We start from the raw sequence: 15,426 nt of genomic DNA, 5'->3' as shown, positions 1-15,426 counted from the left end.
TGAATTCATCATTATCAAAGGCTCTGGTCTTGAAGACTCTTTTTGATACGCTTCCGAAAAATACTATCGACGGCGTTCGATTAAATCATCACCTTTATTGGCAGCAATCACTTCAACACGTTGATTCATTTGACGTACGGCTCGCGTTTCGTTTGTGGGTACCGGAAATTGCTCACCGTAGTGGTGAGTTTGAATTTGCGTGCTGTACATGCAATTGGTTCGCACGAGAAGACGTGCAAACCCTACAATATCTTAGTTTTCTCGATTAGAAAAATTTGATTTGAGTAAAGCACCTATGAAATTGAAAGTTGTTTTAACAGTATTTTACTTAATGGGTGGTCATATTTTTTATAATGCTCATTATTAAATGCGTCTATTAGTTCGAGTAATTCATCACTGGAATCTAGTTGAAATACTTTTTGATTGACCTCAAGATTTTTGATCATACTCAGCAAAATCTCATGATCGTGGAGGTGTGCTTTGGCTTGTCTATCGTACTGATGGATAAAAGGCTCTTGTGTACTAAAATGTGTTAACGCAATTTTTTCAAGTTCTACAATATAGCTACTTATTTTTTCTGGAGAGAGGCTTTTCCCATTACCCGCCATAACTCTATTTCTTAATGATAAAAAAGCACTGTATTCACGTCGAAATTCTTTTATGCCCTCATTTATAGACAGTGCTCTATCATTTGGTGAAGATATCGAGTCACTCATTTCCGAAGAATTATCTGGGCGTTGGTATGAAATATTGTCTAAATCAAGCTTCATGCCAATTACACCAATATTCACCGCTTCATAATATTACCGGCATTAAACGACGGCGAACCAAATCAACAACATCTCCAAGCAGTATTTTAAACGGTGGCTTTGACATCATATAATCTAAATCGAGTTCAACAGCACAACTGGTTACTTGATGTGATATTCGCGCCGTTAGCATCACAACTGCTTGATAAGGATCGCATCCATTAACGCCACAACGAATCGCTTTGAGAAGCTCTATACCAGAAACGGGCGCCATTTCTAAGTCGGTAAAAACAATATCAGGCTTAAATTCAGGAATGATTTTTAATGCGTTGAGTCCAGAGTGAACCGTTTTGATATGAGCAGTGCCAAGCATTCGAAACATTTTTACCATAACGTTACATAGCATTTTGTGGTCGTCAACCACCAATACCTTTTCAACGTGTTCGATAGGTGTACGAAAAATAGAGTGCGTGCTCATAAGTGCATGCTCATAAAAGAGGCCAAACTTTATTAGTAAAAGTTAAGCTTAAAAACTAGCAGTTAGTTCATTAAAAATCAATCATTCAAGAGAGGCTTTAAGACGGTTGATTTTAAGGCGTTAGTCGGGGGTATGGAAAGTGAACCTTCATTCCTGCGTAAACACATTCTGGCAGTTAGTTTGTTATTAAATGCTAAAAGAATATAATCCTACTTGGTACTTTATTTTAGGATAAACATAGTGTTTACTAAAAAAGAGCCGGCAGTGAATACTTCATCACCACCGGCTCTGGCCTTGCAGACTCTTTTTGATACGCTTCTGAAAAATACTATCGACGGCGTTCGATTAAATCATCACCTTTATTGGCAACAATCACTTCAACACGTCGATTCATTTGACGTCCGGCTCGCGTTTCGTTTGTGGCTACCGGAAATTGCTCACCGTAACCTTTAATTTCGATACGCTCTGGACTGACACCTTTCGCTATCAGTTCTGATTGAATGGCTTCTGCCCGGTCGCGTGAAAGCTGTTGGTTATAGCTTTCTTCACCAGTGCTATCGGTAAAACCTTCCACCAGAAGATTTCGATCCGGATAGGACTTTAGAAACTCCGCCAGTTTATCAACTGATCGTTCCGATCCACTTTTAAGCGTGGCCTTATTCAGCTCAAATAAAATACTGTCTAATGTCAGTACCAAACCACGTTCGGTTTCTTTGGCTTTTAACTCATTCAGCAATTGAGCCATCTGGTTATTTTTCGCTTTCATCTGTTCCAGTTGACTTTGTGCCTGCTGTTTTTCAGAAGCCAGTTGATCGGCGCGTTGTTTTGTTTGCTCCAGATCTTCACTTTTTAGTGCCAGCAATAAGTCTTTACGATTCACTTCTGCCTGCTGAATGCTTTTTTCAGCTTTCTTTAACTTGGCCTGTTGAAGTGCAATCTCGCTGTGCTTACGGCTCATATAAGCCAGATGTTCCAGTCGAGACTCGTCGGCATCGCTTTCTGCGGCTGACTTAAGTTTTTGCAGAGACTCTTTTGCCTGCTCGTATTTAAGTGGTGCATACTCGCGAACACTGTTTGGGCCTGCGGTTTGATTAAAGTGTTGCTCTGCACTGCTTACTAACTCATTGTTCACTGCTGTTGAAGAGCAACCCGAAAGAACGATCATTGCGGCGCTGGCCGATGGTATAAATAATTTTTTAGTAAAATAATTCATTATTAAACTCCTGTTTCCTTTTGTACACTTAGCCTTACTATTTAATGGTTCGATTTAATCGAGCAAAATATATAAATAATAATTGATCAAAATTAACGATTGCTAAGTTGCTGCTTCAAGGTTTGAATGCTTTTTTGTACTTCATCCAACGCCAGTTGTGTTTTTTTGTTTCTTGCGGTGACTTCGGCAAGATCAGCACTGGCTTCGGCTTCTAACGCAAATTCAAGCGAGGTTTTGTAATCCTCTTTATTAAACGCGTCTTGAGCTTTTTGTAATTTAGATTCGGCCTGTTTAAGTTCGACCGGGGCATGCTCAATGGCGCCAACTTCTTTTGCTTGCTTAATGGATGACTCAGAGCGAACCAGGCTATCTGAATTGGGTGCCATAGAGGTACAACCGGACACCATAGCAACGGCTATCGCTAGAGTGGAAAGTTTGCCTATGTTGTGTCTTATTGTATTCACTGAATGACTCCTTAATGCTTTACGCAAATGATTAGTTTGTAAAATGAGACGCTATGCGATTCATTTACTGAGTAGAGTTACAATTACTGTGCCAGCTTTAAATTTGTGATGTCGGTCACAAGAGTTTGCTTAATAACGCATGGTGAATGTTGATATCGGCAACGAAAACCTTATTACCGTGTAACTTTTATAATGGTTTTGAAAGAACTACAGTGCAAAAAACACCCAAATAAAATTAATGGGTTAAATTTAATCGGTTATAAGCTCTGCCAGGTTATCGTGCGTCATTTGAATGGATGCCACACGGGAGGCGAGCAGTTGTGCTAATGCAGGGTGTTTTAATGACTGGGTGGCTTTTTTCAACCGCTCCAGTACCTGTTGTTCCAGATGCGTCATTTGATGGATTGCCTCCGACTGACTTTCTGTATTTAACGCCAAACTCAGTTCGTGATAACAATTTCTGGCGACTGAAATAAACGTCCACTGGTTGGTATCCCCATTTAACTCGGATAATTGCTCCATTGAACATTCGTAAGTCAGTTCTTCAACCAAATGTTGTTTGGCATTGGCCATGCTGCGATAAAAGTTTTTTATAATTTGATCGTCGGCCTGTGTAATGGCAAAGCGATAAAAGCTGTAGCCTTCGTTACACAATTGAATGGCATTACTGATAATAATAAGATCTTCCAGAGCGATCTTGGGTCGCTCTGGAAGATAGTCAGAATAAAACATAGTGACTCCTGCTATCGAAAGGGTTGCTATTGAACACTGACTTTGTTTTTAACGGATTTTACATTTGATGTGTTTTCAGCAATTTTTTCGATTAAGTCACGCTGTAACTTTGATGGTACTGTTCCATTTAAGGTGACCACCTGATTACTGGTGTCCACGTCTATATCACCGCTTTCTACATCGGTATTCAGTAACAGTTTGGTGGTGATAGTGGTCGATATGGCCGCGTCTTTTATGTCAGAAAAACGCTGTTCTTTTGGTTCATCGGACTCTTTCACCTGAAGGCGATTGTCCACTTCATTAATGCCATCAATGCTTTTAGCCAGTTCGGTTGTCAGGTCTTTGGCAATTTCCGAATCAACTTCACCAGAAATAATCGCCACCCGATTAGTGACATCGGTTTCAATGTCAAAAGGACTTAAGTGCTCGTTAAATAAAATAACCGTATCGAGTTTGCCGTCTAGCCAGGCATCATTTAATTTGCTGTTATCCTGATTGGCATTAGCGGCAAACGGTACGGTTATAATAGCGAAAACAAAAGGGATTAAAATTTTATTAAGTGATTTCATAGTGACATCTCCTAGAGTGATTAAACATTAAGCGTTCTTATTTCCTGACTTATGTCCAACAATCTATGTATAAAAACCGCTGTACAACAACGAGACTTGAGTAACAAATAAACACGCTCTAGGATTTATAATTCAATCTCTGTGCCAGCATCAATGAACCTAGATATTCATCCGTTATGGCGCTGGTTTAATCTACTTACTGATGAATAGGTCATTATTTTTACAGGAAATGTGACATGGCGTAGGTAATAATTACAGGTAACATTGTTAAAATTACCGACCTGACGTACATTGATGATCCTTTTATATATAGAGACGGTTAAACCGAGACGTTTATGACACAACCTAATTTACTGGTTTATCTATTGGACAAAACTTTGGAGCCACAGCTTATTCACTCCGAAGCCGCTCGACTGTTTAACGTAATCCAGCTTAGCGCTCAGGAGTCCTGGACCGATTATTTGTTGGAATCTCGGGTCGACGTGGCGATTGTTCAAGCCGATAACTTTAGCCACGAACAACTAATGGCCTTAACCGCCAATAAAGTTATGTCAAAAGTGGATGTGATTTTTATCAGTAATGGTGAGCCCAATAAATATATTGACGAAGCCATGCACCATGGAGTGACCTATCATTTAAGACTGCCGGTGGACATTACCTTTATCAATGAGTTGTTAACCGATTCTCATCAGGAGTTTGTCAGTTCAAAGAATTTATCGGAACAGGTAACCACCAGTGAGCTGGATCAATTTGGCTTATTGGTAGGATCATCGTCACCAATGCGCACCTTATACCGCATGATTAAAAAGGCTTCCGATGCCGAAATGAATGTGTTTGTGGCGGGTGAAAGCGGTGCTGGAAAAGAGTTGGTTGCTCGCTCGGTGCATTTAATGAGTCCATTGTCGCAACAACCTTTTGTCGCCATAAACTGTGGTGCCTTAAGCCCCGAGTTAATTGAAAGCGAATTATTCGGCCATATCAAAGGCGCATTTACCGGCGCAAATAAATCCAGAGCCGGTGTGTTTGAACAGGCGGAAGGTGGCACTTTGTTTCTGGACGAAGTGACGGAAATGCCACTGGATCAACAAGTAAAACTGTTAAGAGTGTTGGAGTCGGGCGAATTTCGTCCGGTGGGTTCCGAGCAGGTGAAAAAAGCCAATGTTCGAATTATCTCGGCAACCAACCGCGATCCGCAAGACGCCATTAAGCAGGAGCTGTTTCGTGAAGACCTTTTTTTCCGTTTGGCGCACTTTCCCCTTAATGTGCCACCGCTGCGTGAACGTGGTGATGATATTGTTGGCCTGGCAAAACATTTTCTGGCCTATCGTAATGCGCAAGATAAAAGCAATAAAGAAATCAGCTCCGATGCATTACAAAAAATATCTCAGCACAGCTGGCCCGGTAACGTTCGCGAATTAAAACACGCCATTGAACGCGCTTATATTTTGGCGAATGATGTGATCACTGCGGATCTGATAATTTTGGATAATGACACACAATTACGCACCCAGCGACATGAGACAGTGCCCGCGGGTATTTCTCTTGAAGAAGTGGAGCGACGGGCCATTTTAAAAACTCTCGATAAAAACGAAGGTAATAAGTCGGCAACGGCGGATGAATTGGGTGTAAGTATTAAAACGCTTTATAACAAGTTGGAGCGATACAGTAAGAACGAGTAGCTGTTCGATTGCTCGTAATAAAAAAAAGCGCAAGGGTTAAGTTATTAACAATAAACCCATTGCGCTTTTTTATTTTCTTTACCCGTTAACCGAAGGGTTAATCGAGAAAATTAAGCCGATTAGCAATCTTGATCTTTTGCATCGGCCTTTTCTTTCAGTTCTTCACAGGCATCTTCCACTTTGTTTTCAACGTCTGTGGCGACTTCGTCAATTTTTTCACCAGCTTCTTCTGCTGGGCCATCGTCTTGATCACAACCGGCTAATGCAAAGGTCGCGGCGATTAATAACGCTGTTAAGTATTTCATAGTGTTCTCCTGTTTATGTTTTTTTGGTTTAAAGTAATAAATGACATTTTAATAATAGATAACTTTTATACTCTTTAATTTATAAACATATGAGCCAGTTGCTCATATGAACAGGTTGCTTATAGCAGGGTTTGGTTATTATCAACCGATTGCTAATGCCAATACGCCTGTTCATACTAATTTATTTCTACATATCTATACGCAGTTATTAAACGGGTGGTTTTTTCCCTCGTACTACATGGGCGACCAACGCGATAACAAATAATACGGCAAATATGAAAAATAATATCTTTGCAATGTCGATTGCCGCACCCGCAATACCGCCAAATCCGAGTAAACCTGCAACTAAAGCAATAATAAAGAAGGCTATAGACCAGCGTAACATAGGTTTGTCTCCTGTGGTTATGATTAAAAGCATATGATTAAAAGGTTATGGTTTAAATGTTTGGTTCAAGCTTGTGAACCAAGTTATATAATTCGAAACTACAAAGTGAACGAATTAATAACGCAACGAGTTAATAACGTAATCTCTTGGTTTTACCAACTTTGTTCTCATAAACTAATTCAAAACTTTCATTTTGTGTTTGTTTTACTTGATAAGCTTTATGCGATCTTTGTGCCAACATTCACTGTTAAAGATCATTGGTCTTTGTTTATTGAGTGATTTTATTGATGAGTAAATTGTTTGAAACAGATATTTGGGAAAGGTTTTTAAAAGAACTCTGTTTATGAGTCCTGCCTCACATTTGTGACAAATAAAAGTCAAAGCCATGACATTTTTGCGGTAGTTCAATGAATTAAATATGACATCTCCAATTGTCATATAGTTGAAACCTTATGTCTCTACTCTGCGAAGCTGCTTATTTAAAGACAGTTCAGTTCCACGCGGAGAAAACAATGACTTTTAAAAAATTACTAACCGCCAGTGCCGTAGCAAGTGCATTAATACTTGCCGGCTGTTCTGGTGATATTGAAATAGTTGAGGGTGATGAAGTTGTTACCGATCCTGGTAATGGCAATGGTGGCGATAACGGTGGCACGCAACAGTGTCCTGATTTTGCAACCGACATTGCGGCAATTGGTTCATTTAATAAAGTTTGTGAAATTGATCAGGATTACACTTTCACCAGCAATCAAACATTAACCAACGATACACTTTGGGTACTTCAAGGACGTACCGCGGTTGGAAACGATAACGCTGATGCCAGTGTTTTAACCATTCAACAGGGAACGACGGTTATTGGTCGAACCGGTGATGACTTTTTGGTAGTGCGTCGCGGTTCGCAAATTAATGCCGACGGCACACAAGGCCAGCCGATTACTTTTACATCGTTTGAAGATATTAACGGTGATGAAACCGGTATTGGCCAATGGGGCGGTCTGGTTCTATTAGGCAACGCACCATCAAACCTGTGTGATGGCAATGGCGACGATGTTGCCGATGCAACCGAGCTGGCGAATTGTGGTATTGCCGCAGAAGGCGACGCCGGTTTATACGGCGGTGATGATCCTAACGATAACTCCGGTGTTTTAAATTACGTTTTAGTCAAACACGCCGGTAACGCACTGGCCGCTGGTGATGAATTAAACGGCATTACCTTTGCCGGTGTTGGTGATGCAACCGAAGTTGACTACATACAGGTGCATGAAAATCTTGATGACGGCATCGAGTTTTTTGGTGGCACGGTTAACGTTAAACACGTTGTGCTAACCGCCAATGGCGACGACAGTCTTGACTGGGCATTTGGTTGGGAAGGTCGTGCGCAACACGTTTACATTCAACACAACGATACGGCGGGTAATCGTGGTTTTGAATCCGATAACAGTGAGTCGGCACCTTTGGCGTCTCCGGTTTCTAATCCAATGGTGTCTAATGTAACCATCGTTGGGGGTAATGTTCCTGAAAGTGATTCCGAAGGTATTTTATTGCGTCACGGCACCGCCGGACGTTTGCATAACATTGTGGTAACTGGCCCATCCGGTATGGGTGAGTGTCTGGAAGTGGACAGTTTCGAAGAAACTCGCGACAACGCAGAAGCGGGTGATTTAATTTTAACCCACTCGGCGGTTGCCTGTGACAACAGCGAAAACTTTAAAGGCACCGCAACCACTTCTGGTTTATCCACCGAAGACTGGTTCTTGGATCAAACCGGCAACATGGCGTTTAATGGTTCGGCATCGCTTAATCTTGATTTAAACGGTTATGAGCCACTGCCGGGTTCGCCATTAATTGGTGCCGGTGTGGATGCATCGGCTATTGATGGTTGGTTTGATTCAACCGATTACATTGGTGCATTTGATGGCGAAAACGACTGGACCGAAGGTTGGGCTGTTGGCGTTAAAGGCGGATTTCCAGCCAATATTCAAAACGCTTTTCAGAAAGGCCTGGCGACCGATGCTTCGTCGGAATTTCCTGAGTTATCGGATAAGCCGGTGTATCGGTTAACGCCCGATGTGGTCTTTACCGAAGACACCACCTTAACCAATAACGCTTACTGGATTTTAAATGGTCGCACCGCAGTCGGAAACGATAACGCGAATGCCAGCACTTTATACATTCAGCAGGGCACAACCGTTATTGGCGAAACCGGCGATGACTTTTTAGTGGTACGTCGTGGTTCAAAAATTGAAGCGGTGGGCACTGTTGCTGCGCCAATCATCATGACATCGATTCAAGATGTGACCGGTGAAGAAACTGGCATTGGTCAGTGGGGCGGTCTGGTTCTGTTAGGTAATGCTCCGTCAAATCTGTGTGATGGCAACGGTGATGATGTTGCCGATGCAACAGAGCTTGCGAACTGCGGAATAGCCGCAGAAGGCGATGCTGGTCTTTACGGTGGCGATAACCCGGAAGATAACTCGGGTACTTTGAAATTTGTTGTTGTGAAGCAAGCCGGTAAAGCATTGGCAGCAGGCGATGAACTGAACGGTATTTCGTTTGCCGGTGTGGGCAGCGGTACCACGGTTGACTACATTCAGGTTCATGAAAATCTTGACGATGGCGTTGAGTTCTTTGGTGGTTCGGTGAATGTTCGGCACATTGTATTAACCGGTAACGGTGACGACAGTTTTGACTGGGCATTTGGTTGGACCGGTCGTGCGCAATACGTTTACGTGCAACACAACGATACGTTGGCGAATCGCGGTTTTGAGTCGGATAACAGTGAGTCCGCTCCGGCTGCTACGCCACTCACTTCTCCCAAAGTGGCCAATGTAACCATTATTGGAAACAACGCTCCGGGTGGTGATTCCGAAGGCGTGTTATTGCGTCATGGAACCGCCGGTATTCTGAAAAACTTCCTGATCACCGGACCTGCCGGTATGGGTGAGTGTCTTGAGGTGGACAGCTTTGCTGAAACGCGAGCCAATGCCGAAAACCAGTCATTAACCATGACTCATTCGGTTGTGGCCTGTGAAAACGGCGAAAACTTCAAAGGCACCGCAACCACTTCTGGTTTATCCACCGAAGACTGGTTCCTGGGTCAAACCGGTAACGCCGCCTACAACAACACCGAAGCGCTTGATTTACTGGCAGACGGATTTACGCCTCGCTCGGGTTCTCCGTTGTTGGGTGCTGGTTACGACATGTCAGCCGATGACAGCTGGTTCCAACCAACAGACTTTATTGGTGCTTTTAACGGTTCCGACAACTGGATGGACGGTTGGACGGTTGGCGTTAACTCTGGCATTCCTGCCAATGTTGCTTCGGCATCGCAGCAGGGACTGGCGGTTAATGCGTCCTCGGATTATCCGGCGATTACCGACAAGCCGGTGTACCGCTTTAGCGCCGACACCACCATCACCAATGACGTGGTCTTTACCAACGACAAGCACTGGGTGATTAAAGGCCGTACGGCGGTGGGCAACGATAACGCCGACAGCGCGACCTTATACATCGAGCCGGGTACAACCCTTGTTGGTGAAGTGGGCGATGATTTTCTGGTGGTACGTCGCGGATCAAAAATTGAAGCACTGGGTAATGCCTCGGCGCCAGTCATCATGACCTCGATTCAGGACATGACCGGTCAGGCGACGGATATTGGTCAATGGGGTGGTCTGGTATTGCTGGGCAACGCACCGGTCAATCTTTGTGACGGCAACGGTGATGACGTTGCCGATGCGGGTGAACTGGCCAACTGTGGTATTGCTGCAGAAGGCAATGCCGGTGTGTACGGCGGTGACAACCCGCAAGATAACTCGGGCACGCTACGTTACGTGGTCGTTAAATACGCCGGTAAAGCACTGGCAGCGGGCGATGAACTGAACGGTATTTCGTTTGCCGGTGTGGGCAGTGAAACCACCGTGGATTACATTCAGGTTCACAAAAACCTCGACGATGGCGTTGAATTTTTTGGCGGCAGCGTAGATGTGAAGCATCTGGTATTAACCGCAAACGGTGATGACAGTTTTGACTGGGCATTCGGCTGGAATGGACGCGCACAGTACGTGTTAATCAAACATGATGCGTCCTTTGCCAATCGTGGTATCGAAGGTGACAACAGTGAGTCGGCTCCGGCAACTGCTCCGGTTACCGATCCTCTGGTGGCGAACTTCACCATTATTGGTGCGGCAAACGCCGATTCAGAAGGCGTATTACTGCGTCACGGTACAAACGGCGCTTTGTATAACTTCCTGATCACCGGGCCTGCCGGTATGGGCGAATGTCTTGAAATTGACAGCTTCCCGGAAACACGGGCAAACGCCGAAGCCGGAACTTTAATCATGCAAAGTTCGGTTGTGGCTTGTGAAAACGGTGAAAACTTTAAAGGGACTGCTACCACCTCCGGCCAATCGACCGAAGACTGGTTCCTGGCGCAAACAGGAAATGCGGTAGAAGCCACCATGGCTGATGTGGTTAACAATTACGTCACCATTACTCCGGCAGCCGCGCAGGATATGAATGCGATTGATCCCTGGTTCGACAGCGTTGATTTTGTTGGCGCGGTTGGTTCTGACAACGATTGGACTGCAGGTTGGGTCACGGTAGGTCTGTAATCCGCCGAGCCATTAACGGATTACTCGATTGTTGATCCGTTGCAAACAAAAGATAAGGCGCATCGTCGCCTTATCTTTATCGATTTTAGTTATCCAGTCAGAGTTCCGCCGATGCTTATTAAAGCTCATTCCCTTAAGTAACCTGACTGTTTGGAGTTTTAAATGTTAGTGAATAAAACAAATGCAATTTATCGAGCTGTCTGCCTTGCATTGTTAGGCGGCAGTGTTTCAGCGTCAGTTAATGCCGCTGAACAAGAGCAGGCGAAAAACGAAGCACTTGAAGAGGTTGTTGTAGAAGGATCAAGGCTTCAGGGAACCGCACAAGCCGTGTTGGAAGAACGAAAAGCACAAGCTTTTGTTGCCGATATTATGGGCTCGGAACAAATTTCCCGTACCGGTGACAGTGACGCTGCATCGGCCCTGCGTCGGGTAACCGGGTTAACATTGGTTGATGGAAAGTTTATTTATGTGCGCGGACTGGGTGAGCGTTATTCCAGCACGCAGCTAAACGGTATGAATGTACCCAGCCCGGATCCCACACGATCCGTTATGCCGCTGGATTTATTTCCTGCATCCATTATTGAGAGTCTGAATGTACAAAAATCGTTTTCGCCGGATATGCCTGCGCATTTTGGTGGCGGTAATGTCAATATTCGAACCAAGTCGATCCCGCAGGAAAGCGTATTTAAACTGAAACTGGAGGGCGGTTTAAATTCCAATAAATCATCTTCGCCCTGGTACGAGGGGGGCAGCAGTTCTCGTGATGCATTTGGTACCGATGATGGTACACGTGCATTACCGGCAGCATTGCGCAGTCGTTTAAATGGTGAAGGTATCGATGGACTGGCAGCCGATGAAGCCAGCGAATTGTTTGGCCGTTTTAATCGAAACATCAATGCCGATTACCAGTCGGTGGATCCCAATTACGGATTGGGTTTAACACTGGGCAACAGTTTTGATGTTGGTAATGAATCGCGTTTTGGATTTTTGGCAACAACCGCCTATAAAAACAAATGGTACGTGACTAACGAACGCAATGTTAATAATTTGGCAAAGTCCGGTGGTGATATTCGAATTAATGAATTTGCAGATGGTCATTCTACGGAACATAAAGTCAGTGTCAGCTCCATGATTAACTTTGGTTTTGAGTACGGATACAACCATAAACTTGAGTTTAATAATATTTATTTGCGGGATACCAAAGATCGCATCCGTGATCGTCAGTTTGAATCCACCAACACCATCAATGAACCTGAAGAAGAGCGCCGTAAAGTTGATATTCTTTATGAAGAACGTGAGTTGTATTCGCAGCAACTAAAAGGTATGCACACCTTTAACGAGTTCAATAATTTAGGCGTTGACTGGTATTACAGTGATAATCGTTCCATGCGCGAAGCGCCGGGTGGGTTTGAGGCAACTTATCGAGTTGATTTAATTGACACAGGTTCGGGCATTCGACGTGAAGAACAAATCGCTCGTGATACCAATGTGGTTTATGGCTGGCAAACATTACGCGACGATGGCGAAAGTTATGGCTTTAATCTGTCACTGCCTTTTTCTGGTAGCAATTATGCAATGACGTTAAAAGCCGGTGGTGACTTCTACTCAAAAGAACGTCGTGCTGAAGCCATTACAGTGGAACTGGAAACGTTTTCAATACCCAATCAGTTTTTACAAGGTTCGAATTACGGTCAAATTTTTTCTGACGCAACCCTTAATGACGCAGCCTTTGATATCGACTTTGAAGACGCCACTGCAAACGGAGATAAATATGCGGCAGCAACCTTGCTGGATGCGGCTTATGTTATGGCGGATTATGAGATGGGGCGTCACTGGCGTTTTACTGGCGGTTTCCGCTGGGAAGACTTTAGGCAGCTTTCAATTCCGTTTCAAAAGCACAGTAATTTCTTTGCTGTAGAAAACGAAGAAATTGCCGATCTGGTTTTTGAAGAGGATGATTTATTCGCATCACTTGCCGCAACTTATGTGGTAGACGATGAAACCCAATGGCGTTTTAATTATTCTCAAACTGCCATTCGTCCTGATCTTCGTGATATTTCAACGACATTCTATATCGATCCGTTAACCGAATTTCTGGTAAGGGGATCAACGTCATTGGAGTCATCTTCAATCGATAATTTTGATGTTCGTTGGGAATGGTATATGCCAACAGGTGAAAATTTATCGGTGGCATTTTTCCTGAAAGATATTGATAAGCCGATTGAGCAAATTGAATTGCCCAGTGCAACCGAAGGCGCACCACAACTATTAACCGCCAATGCAAAGTCTGGTGAACTTATCGGAGTGGAGGTTGAGTTCTTAAAAGACTTATCGTTCCTTGGGGACGATTACGCTAACTTTTTTGTTAACGGTAACTTTACTTTCTCCGATTCCGAGGTGGATATTGGCCTTGATGATGCCGGTGACAGTTTGTTTGAGCAGCAGCTAGCAGAAGCGCTTAATACCCAACAAAGTGTGACAGAAGTTATCACCAACAATAAACGTCGATTAATTGGTCACTCCGAATGGGTGGTGAACTTACAACTGGGTTGGGATTCGTTGGATAACAATCACTCGGCGACTCTGGTGTATAACGTATTTGGTCCACGTATTATTATTCCTGGTGTTAATGGTTTTTCCGATGGCGAGGAGAAGTCATTTAACTCACTGGATATGGTGTATACCTGGTACGCTACTTACGACAGTACGGTAAAAGTTCGTTTGAAAAATATTCTGGATGAAGAAAAGGAAATCGAGCAGGAGGGTGTAACCATCCTTCGAGAAAATCCCGGAACGGAGTTTAATATCAGTTTTACCACCAACTTCTAAATGAAATTGAATGGAGTCGTAATTGTTTACATGGAAGTCATGTTGTTCGACATTAAATCATTCAACAAGGCTGCTTGATAGCAGCCTTGTTGATGTTTGTGGCAACGCTTAAGCAATATCTTAATGTGTGTGAGGTATTGTTTAAATGTGTTAGTAATATGACAGTTATATGTCATTCATAATGCATTATTTTTAATCGAGATGTCATGTTAGCTTCACATATCCGTCATATTTCAGCTCTACCATATTGCTCATATTAAAAAGCATTTCTTTTTAATTATTGGGTTTGTCTGGAGTGGGTTTGAATTACATCTGTCGAAGTTTGGTTGAGAAGCAAAATATACTTTCCCAGTTATAATGTTTCGAAAAAGCAGCCATTCATTCTGACAGATGTAATTCAAACTCATTCTGATAAATCACTTTTGGGAAGTCGTCTATTAAGACGCATGACATGTTTGTCATTTATTGTGTGATTTTTATGGGAGTGGATCATGACAAAATTATCCGCATTGTCGATGTGGGTGCTTTTTGCATCTGTAATATTAGTGAAACCATCAGCGGCTCAAAATCTTGAGCCGGTTATTGAGAAAAGTTCTAAAATCAATCAGTCTGCCGCCAAGTCGCAGCAAAAGATTGACCAAATCAGTGAGCAAATTGACAGTAAGCTTCAGCAGTTTAAATCGGTAAATAAAGAAACGGAAGGTTTAAAGGTTTATAACCTTCAGTTGAAGAAGCAAATTGCCAATCAGCTTATGGAAATGGAACAGCTTAATCTTTCCATTGACAAAGTCAGCGTAATTGAGCGTCAAATAACACCACTAATGCTTCGAATGATCGACGGGCTGGAAGAGTTCGTTAATCTCGATGTGCCGTTTCAGAAACAAACGCGTCTGGATCGTGTTGAGCGACTTAAGGTAACCATGGATCGCGCCGATGTATCTGTTTCTGAAAAATTCCGACAAATTTTAGAAGCCTATCAAATTGAATTAGATTATGGTCGCACGCTCAACGCTTATGAAGGCCTTTACCCAGTTAACAATGTTGAACAACCGGTTAATTTTCTTCGCGTTGGTCGAGTCGCGCTTATTTATCAGTCAAAAGATAAAAAGCATCAGGGAATATGGAATAAAGAACAGGGGCAGTGGCAAGCGCTTGATAGCAGCTATTCTACAAAAATTCATAATGGAATTAAGATGGCGCGAGAACAAATGGCGCCCAATATGTTAACCGTTCCATTGTTTTCGGCTGAGTGATATTAGAAGCAACCTGAAAAATTCTGCACTTGATGATACGGCGTTAAATTTCGAATCAAAATGCTCAATTACTGCATGTGAATTGTGCTTCTTGTCAAAATTAGCTTTGTCTCACCTTCGTTCGCAATTTTTTAGATGGCTTCTAGTAACAAGCTGAACT

Annotated in this window: 13 protein-coding genes; 4 read left to right on the top strand and 9 right to left on the bottom strand. The window is 43.2% G+C overall.

Annotated elements, in window-relative coordinates:
- Positions 1-63: 63 nt before the first annotated feature.
- From C8D97_RS18130 to C8D97_RS07360, 7 genes are all read right to left on the bottom strand, one after another.
- Positions 64-210 carry an OmpA family protein gene (locus C8D97_RS18130; protein WP_170115175.1) on the bottom strand — a complete coding sequence of 49 codons (147 nt, stop codon included), beginning with the start codon at positions 208-210 and terminating at the stop codon, positions 64-66.
- A gap of 83 nt (positions 211-293) precedes the next feature.
- Entirely contained in the window at positions 294-770 is a 477-nt protein-coding gene (locus C8D97_RS07385) for a hypothetical protein (protein ID WP_109763128.1), read from the bottom strand.
- Between the two features lie 25 nt (positions 771-795).
- Positions 796-1,227 (bottom strand): response regulator, encoded by a 432-nt coding sequence (locus C8D97_RS07380; RefSeq protein WP_109763127.1) that lies wholly within the window; start codon positions 1,225-1,227, stop codon positions 796-798.
- A gap of 328 nt (positions 1,228-1,555) precedes the next feature.
- A complete protein-coding gene (locus tag C8D97_RS07375; protein WP_109763126.1) occupies positions 1,556-2,440 on the bottom strand; it encodes an OmpA family protein in 885 nt (294 codons plus the stop codon).
- Between the two features lie 92 nt (positions 2,441-2,532).
- On the bottom strand, positions 2,533-2,904 hold the full coding sequence (locus tag C8D97_RS07370) for a DUF4398 domain-containing protein (protein ID WP_146196111.1): 372 nt from the start codon (positions 2,902-2,904) through the stop codon (positions 2,533-2,535).
- A gap of 249 nt (positions 2,905-3,153) precedes the next feature.
- Positions 3,154-3,636 carry a DUF2383 domain-containing protein gene (locus tag C8D97_RS07365; protein WP_109763124.1) on the bottom strand — a complete coding sequence of 161 codons (483 nt, stop codon included), beginning with the start codon at positions 3,634-3,636 and terminating at the stop codon, positions 3,154-3,156.
- A 26-nt stretch (positions 3,637-3,662) separates the two neighbouring features.
- Entirely contained in the window at positions 3,663-4,205 is a 543-nt protein-coding gene (locus C8D97_RS07360; RefSeq protein ID WP_109763123.1) for a BON domain-containing protein, read from the bottom strand.
- 335 nt (positions 4,206-4,540) lie between these two features.
- Here C8D97_RS07360 and C8D97_RS07355 point away from each other — a divergent pair, with 335 nt between their 5' ends.
- A complete protein-coding gene (locus C8D97_RS07355; RefSeq protein ID WP_109763122.1) occupies positions 4,541-5,884 on the top strand; it encodes a sigma-54 interaction domain-containing protein in 1,344 nt (447 codons plus the stop codon).
- Positions 5,885-6,003: 119 nt separating this feature from the next.
- Here C8D97_RS07355 and C8D97_RS07350 read toward each other — a convergent pair whose 3' ends face one another.
- Positions 6,004-6,189, bottom strand: a complete 186-nt coding sequence (locus tag C8D97_RS07350; protein ID WP_109763121.1) for a hypothetical protein — start codon at positions 6,187-6,189, stop codon at positions 6,004-6,006.
- A 208-nt stretch (positions 6,190-6,397) separates the two neighbouring features.
- Positions 6,398-6,574: a DUF1328 domain-containing protein gene (locus C8D97_RS07345; protein ID WP_109763120.1), complete on the bottom strand. Its 177-nt coding sequence runs from the start codon at positions 6,572-6,574 to the stop codon at positions 6,398-6,400.
- Between the two features lie 512 nt (positions 6,575-7,086).
- Between C8D97_RS07345 and C8D97_RS07335 the strand changes: the two genes are divergently transcribed.
- From C8D97_RS07335 to C8D97_RS07325, 3 genes are all read left to right on the top strand, one after another.
- Positions 7,087-11,184, top strand: a complete 4,098-nt coding sequence (locus C8D97_RS07335) for a hypothetical protein (RefSeq protein ID WP_109763118.1) — start codon at positions 7,087-7,089, stop codon at positions 11,182-11,184.
- Between the two features lie 162 nt (positions 11,185-11,346).
- Positions 11,347-14,013 carry a TonB-dependent receptor plug domain-containing protein gene (locus C8D97_RS07330; RefSeq protein WP_109763117.1) on the top strand — a complete coding sequence of 889 codons (2,667 nt, stop codon included), beginning with the start codon at positions 11,347-11,349 and terminating at the stop codon, positions 14,011-14,013.
- 491 nt (positions 14,014-14,504) lie between these two features.
- Positions 14,505-15,266, top strand: a complete 762-nt coding sequence (locus C8D97_RS07325) for a DUF3450 domain-containing protein (RefSeq protein WP_109763116.1) — start codon at positions 14,505-14,507, stop codon at positions 15,264-15,266.
- Positions 15,267-15,426: the final 160 nt, after the last annotated feature.

Source organism: Pleionea mediterranea (assembly GCF_003148745.1).
Classification (GTDB): domain Bacteria; phylum Pseudomonadota; class Gammaproteobacteria; order Enterobacterales; family Kangiellaceae; genus Pleionea; species Pleionea mediterranea.
This window is presented reverse-complemented; position numbering and strand designations above follow the sequence as displayed.

What these genes read in the sequence shown, in the direction of transcription:
- C8D97_RS18130 (WP_170115175.1), bottom strand. Translation starts at nt 210, where the DNA reads ATGTACAGCACGCAAATTCAAACTCACCACTACGGTGAGCAATTTCCG.
- C8D97_RS07385 (WP_109763128.1), bottom strand. Translation starts at nt 770, where the DNA reads ATGAAGCTTGATTTAGACAATATTTCATACCAACGCCCAGATAATTCT.
- C8D97_RS07375 (WP_109763126.1), bottom strand. Translation starts at nt 2,440, where the DNA reads ATGAATTATTTTACTAAAAAATTATTTATACCATCGGCCAGCGCCGCA.
- C8D97_RS07380 (WP_109763127.1), bottom strand. Translation starts at nt 1,227, where the DNA reads ATGAGCACGCACTCTATTTTTCGTACACCTATCGAACACGTTGAAAAG.
- C8D97_RS07355 (WP_109763122.1), top strand. Translation starts at nt 4,541, where the DNA reads ATGACACAACCTAATTTACTGGTTTATCTATTGGACAAAACTTTGGAG.
- C8D97_RS07360 (WP_109763123.1), bottom strand. Translation starts at nt 4,205, where the DNA reads ATGAAATCACTTAATAAAATTTTAATCCCTTTTGTTTTCGCTATTATA.
- C8D97_RS07325 (WP_109763116.1), top strand. Translation starts at nt 14,505, where the DNA reads ATGACAAAATTATCCGCATTGTCGATGTGGGTGCTTTTTGCATCTGTA.
- C8D97_RS07335 (WP_109763118.1), top strand. Translation starts at nt 7,087, where the DNA reads ATGACTTTTAAAAAATTACTAACCGCCAGTGCCGTAGCAAGTGCATTA.
- C8D97_RS07350 (WP_109763121.1), bottom strand. Translation starts at nt 6,189, where the DNA reads ATGAAATACTTAACAGCGTTATTAATCGCCGCGACCTTTGCATTAGCC.
- C8D97_RS07345 (WP_109763120.1), bottom strand. Translation starts at nt 6,574, where the DNA reads ATGTTACGCTGGTCTATAGCCTTCTTTATTATTGCTTTAGTTGCAGGT.
- C8D97_RS07365 (WP_109763124.1), bottom strand. Translation starts at nt 3,636, where the DNA reads ATGTTTTATTCTGACTATCTTCCAGAGCGACCCAAGATCGCTCTGGAA.
- C8D97_RS07330 (WP_109763117.1), top strand. Translation starts at nt 11,347, where the DNA reads ATGTTAGTGAATAAAACAAATGCAATTTATCGAGCTGTCTGCCTTGCA.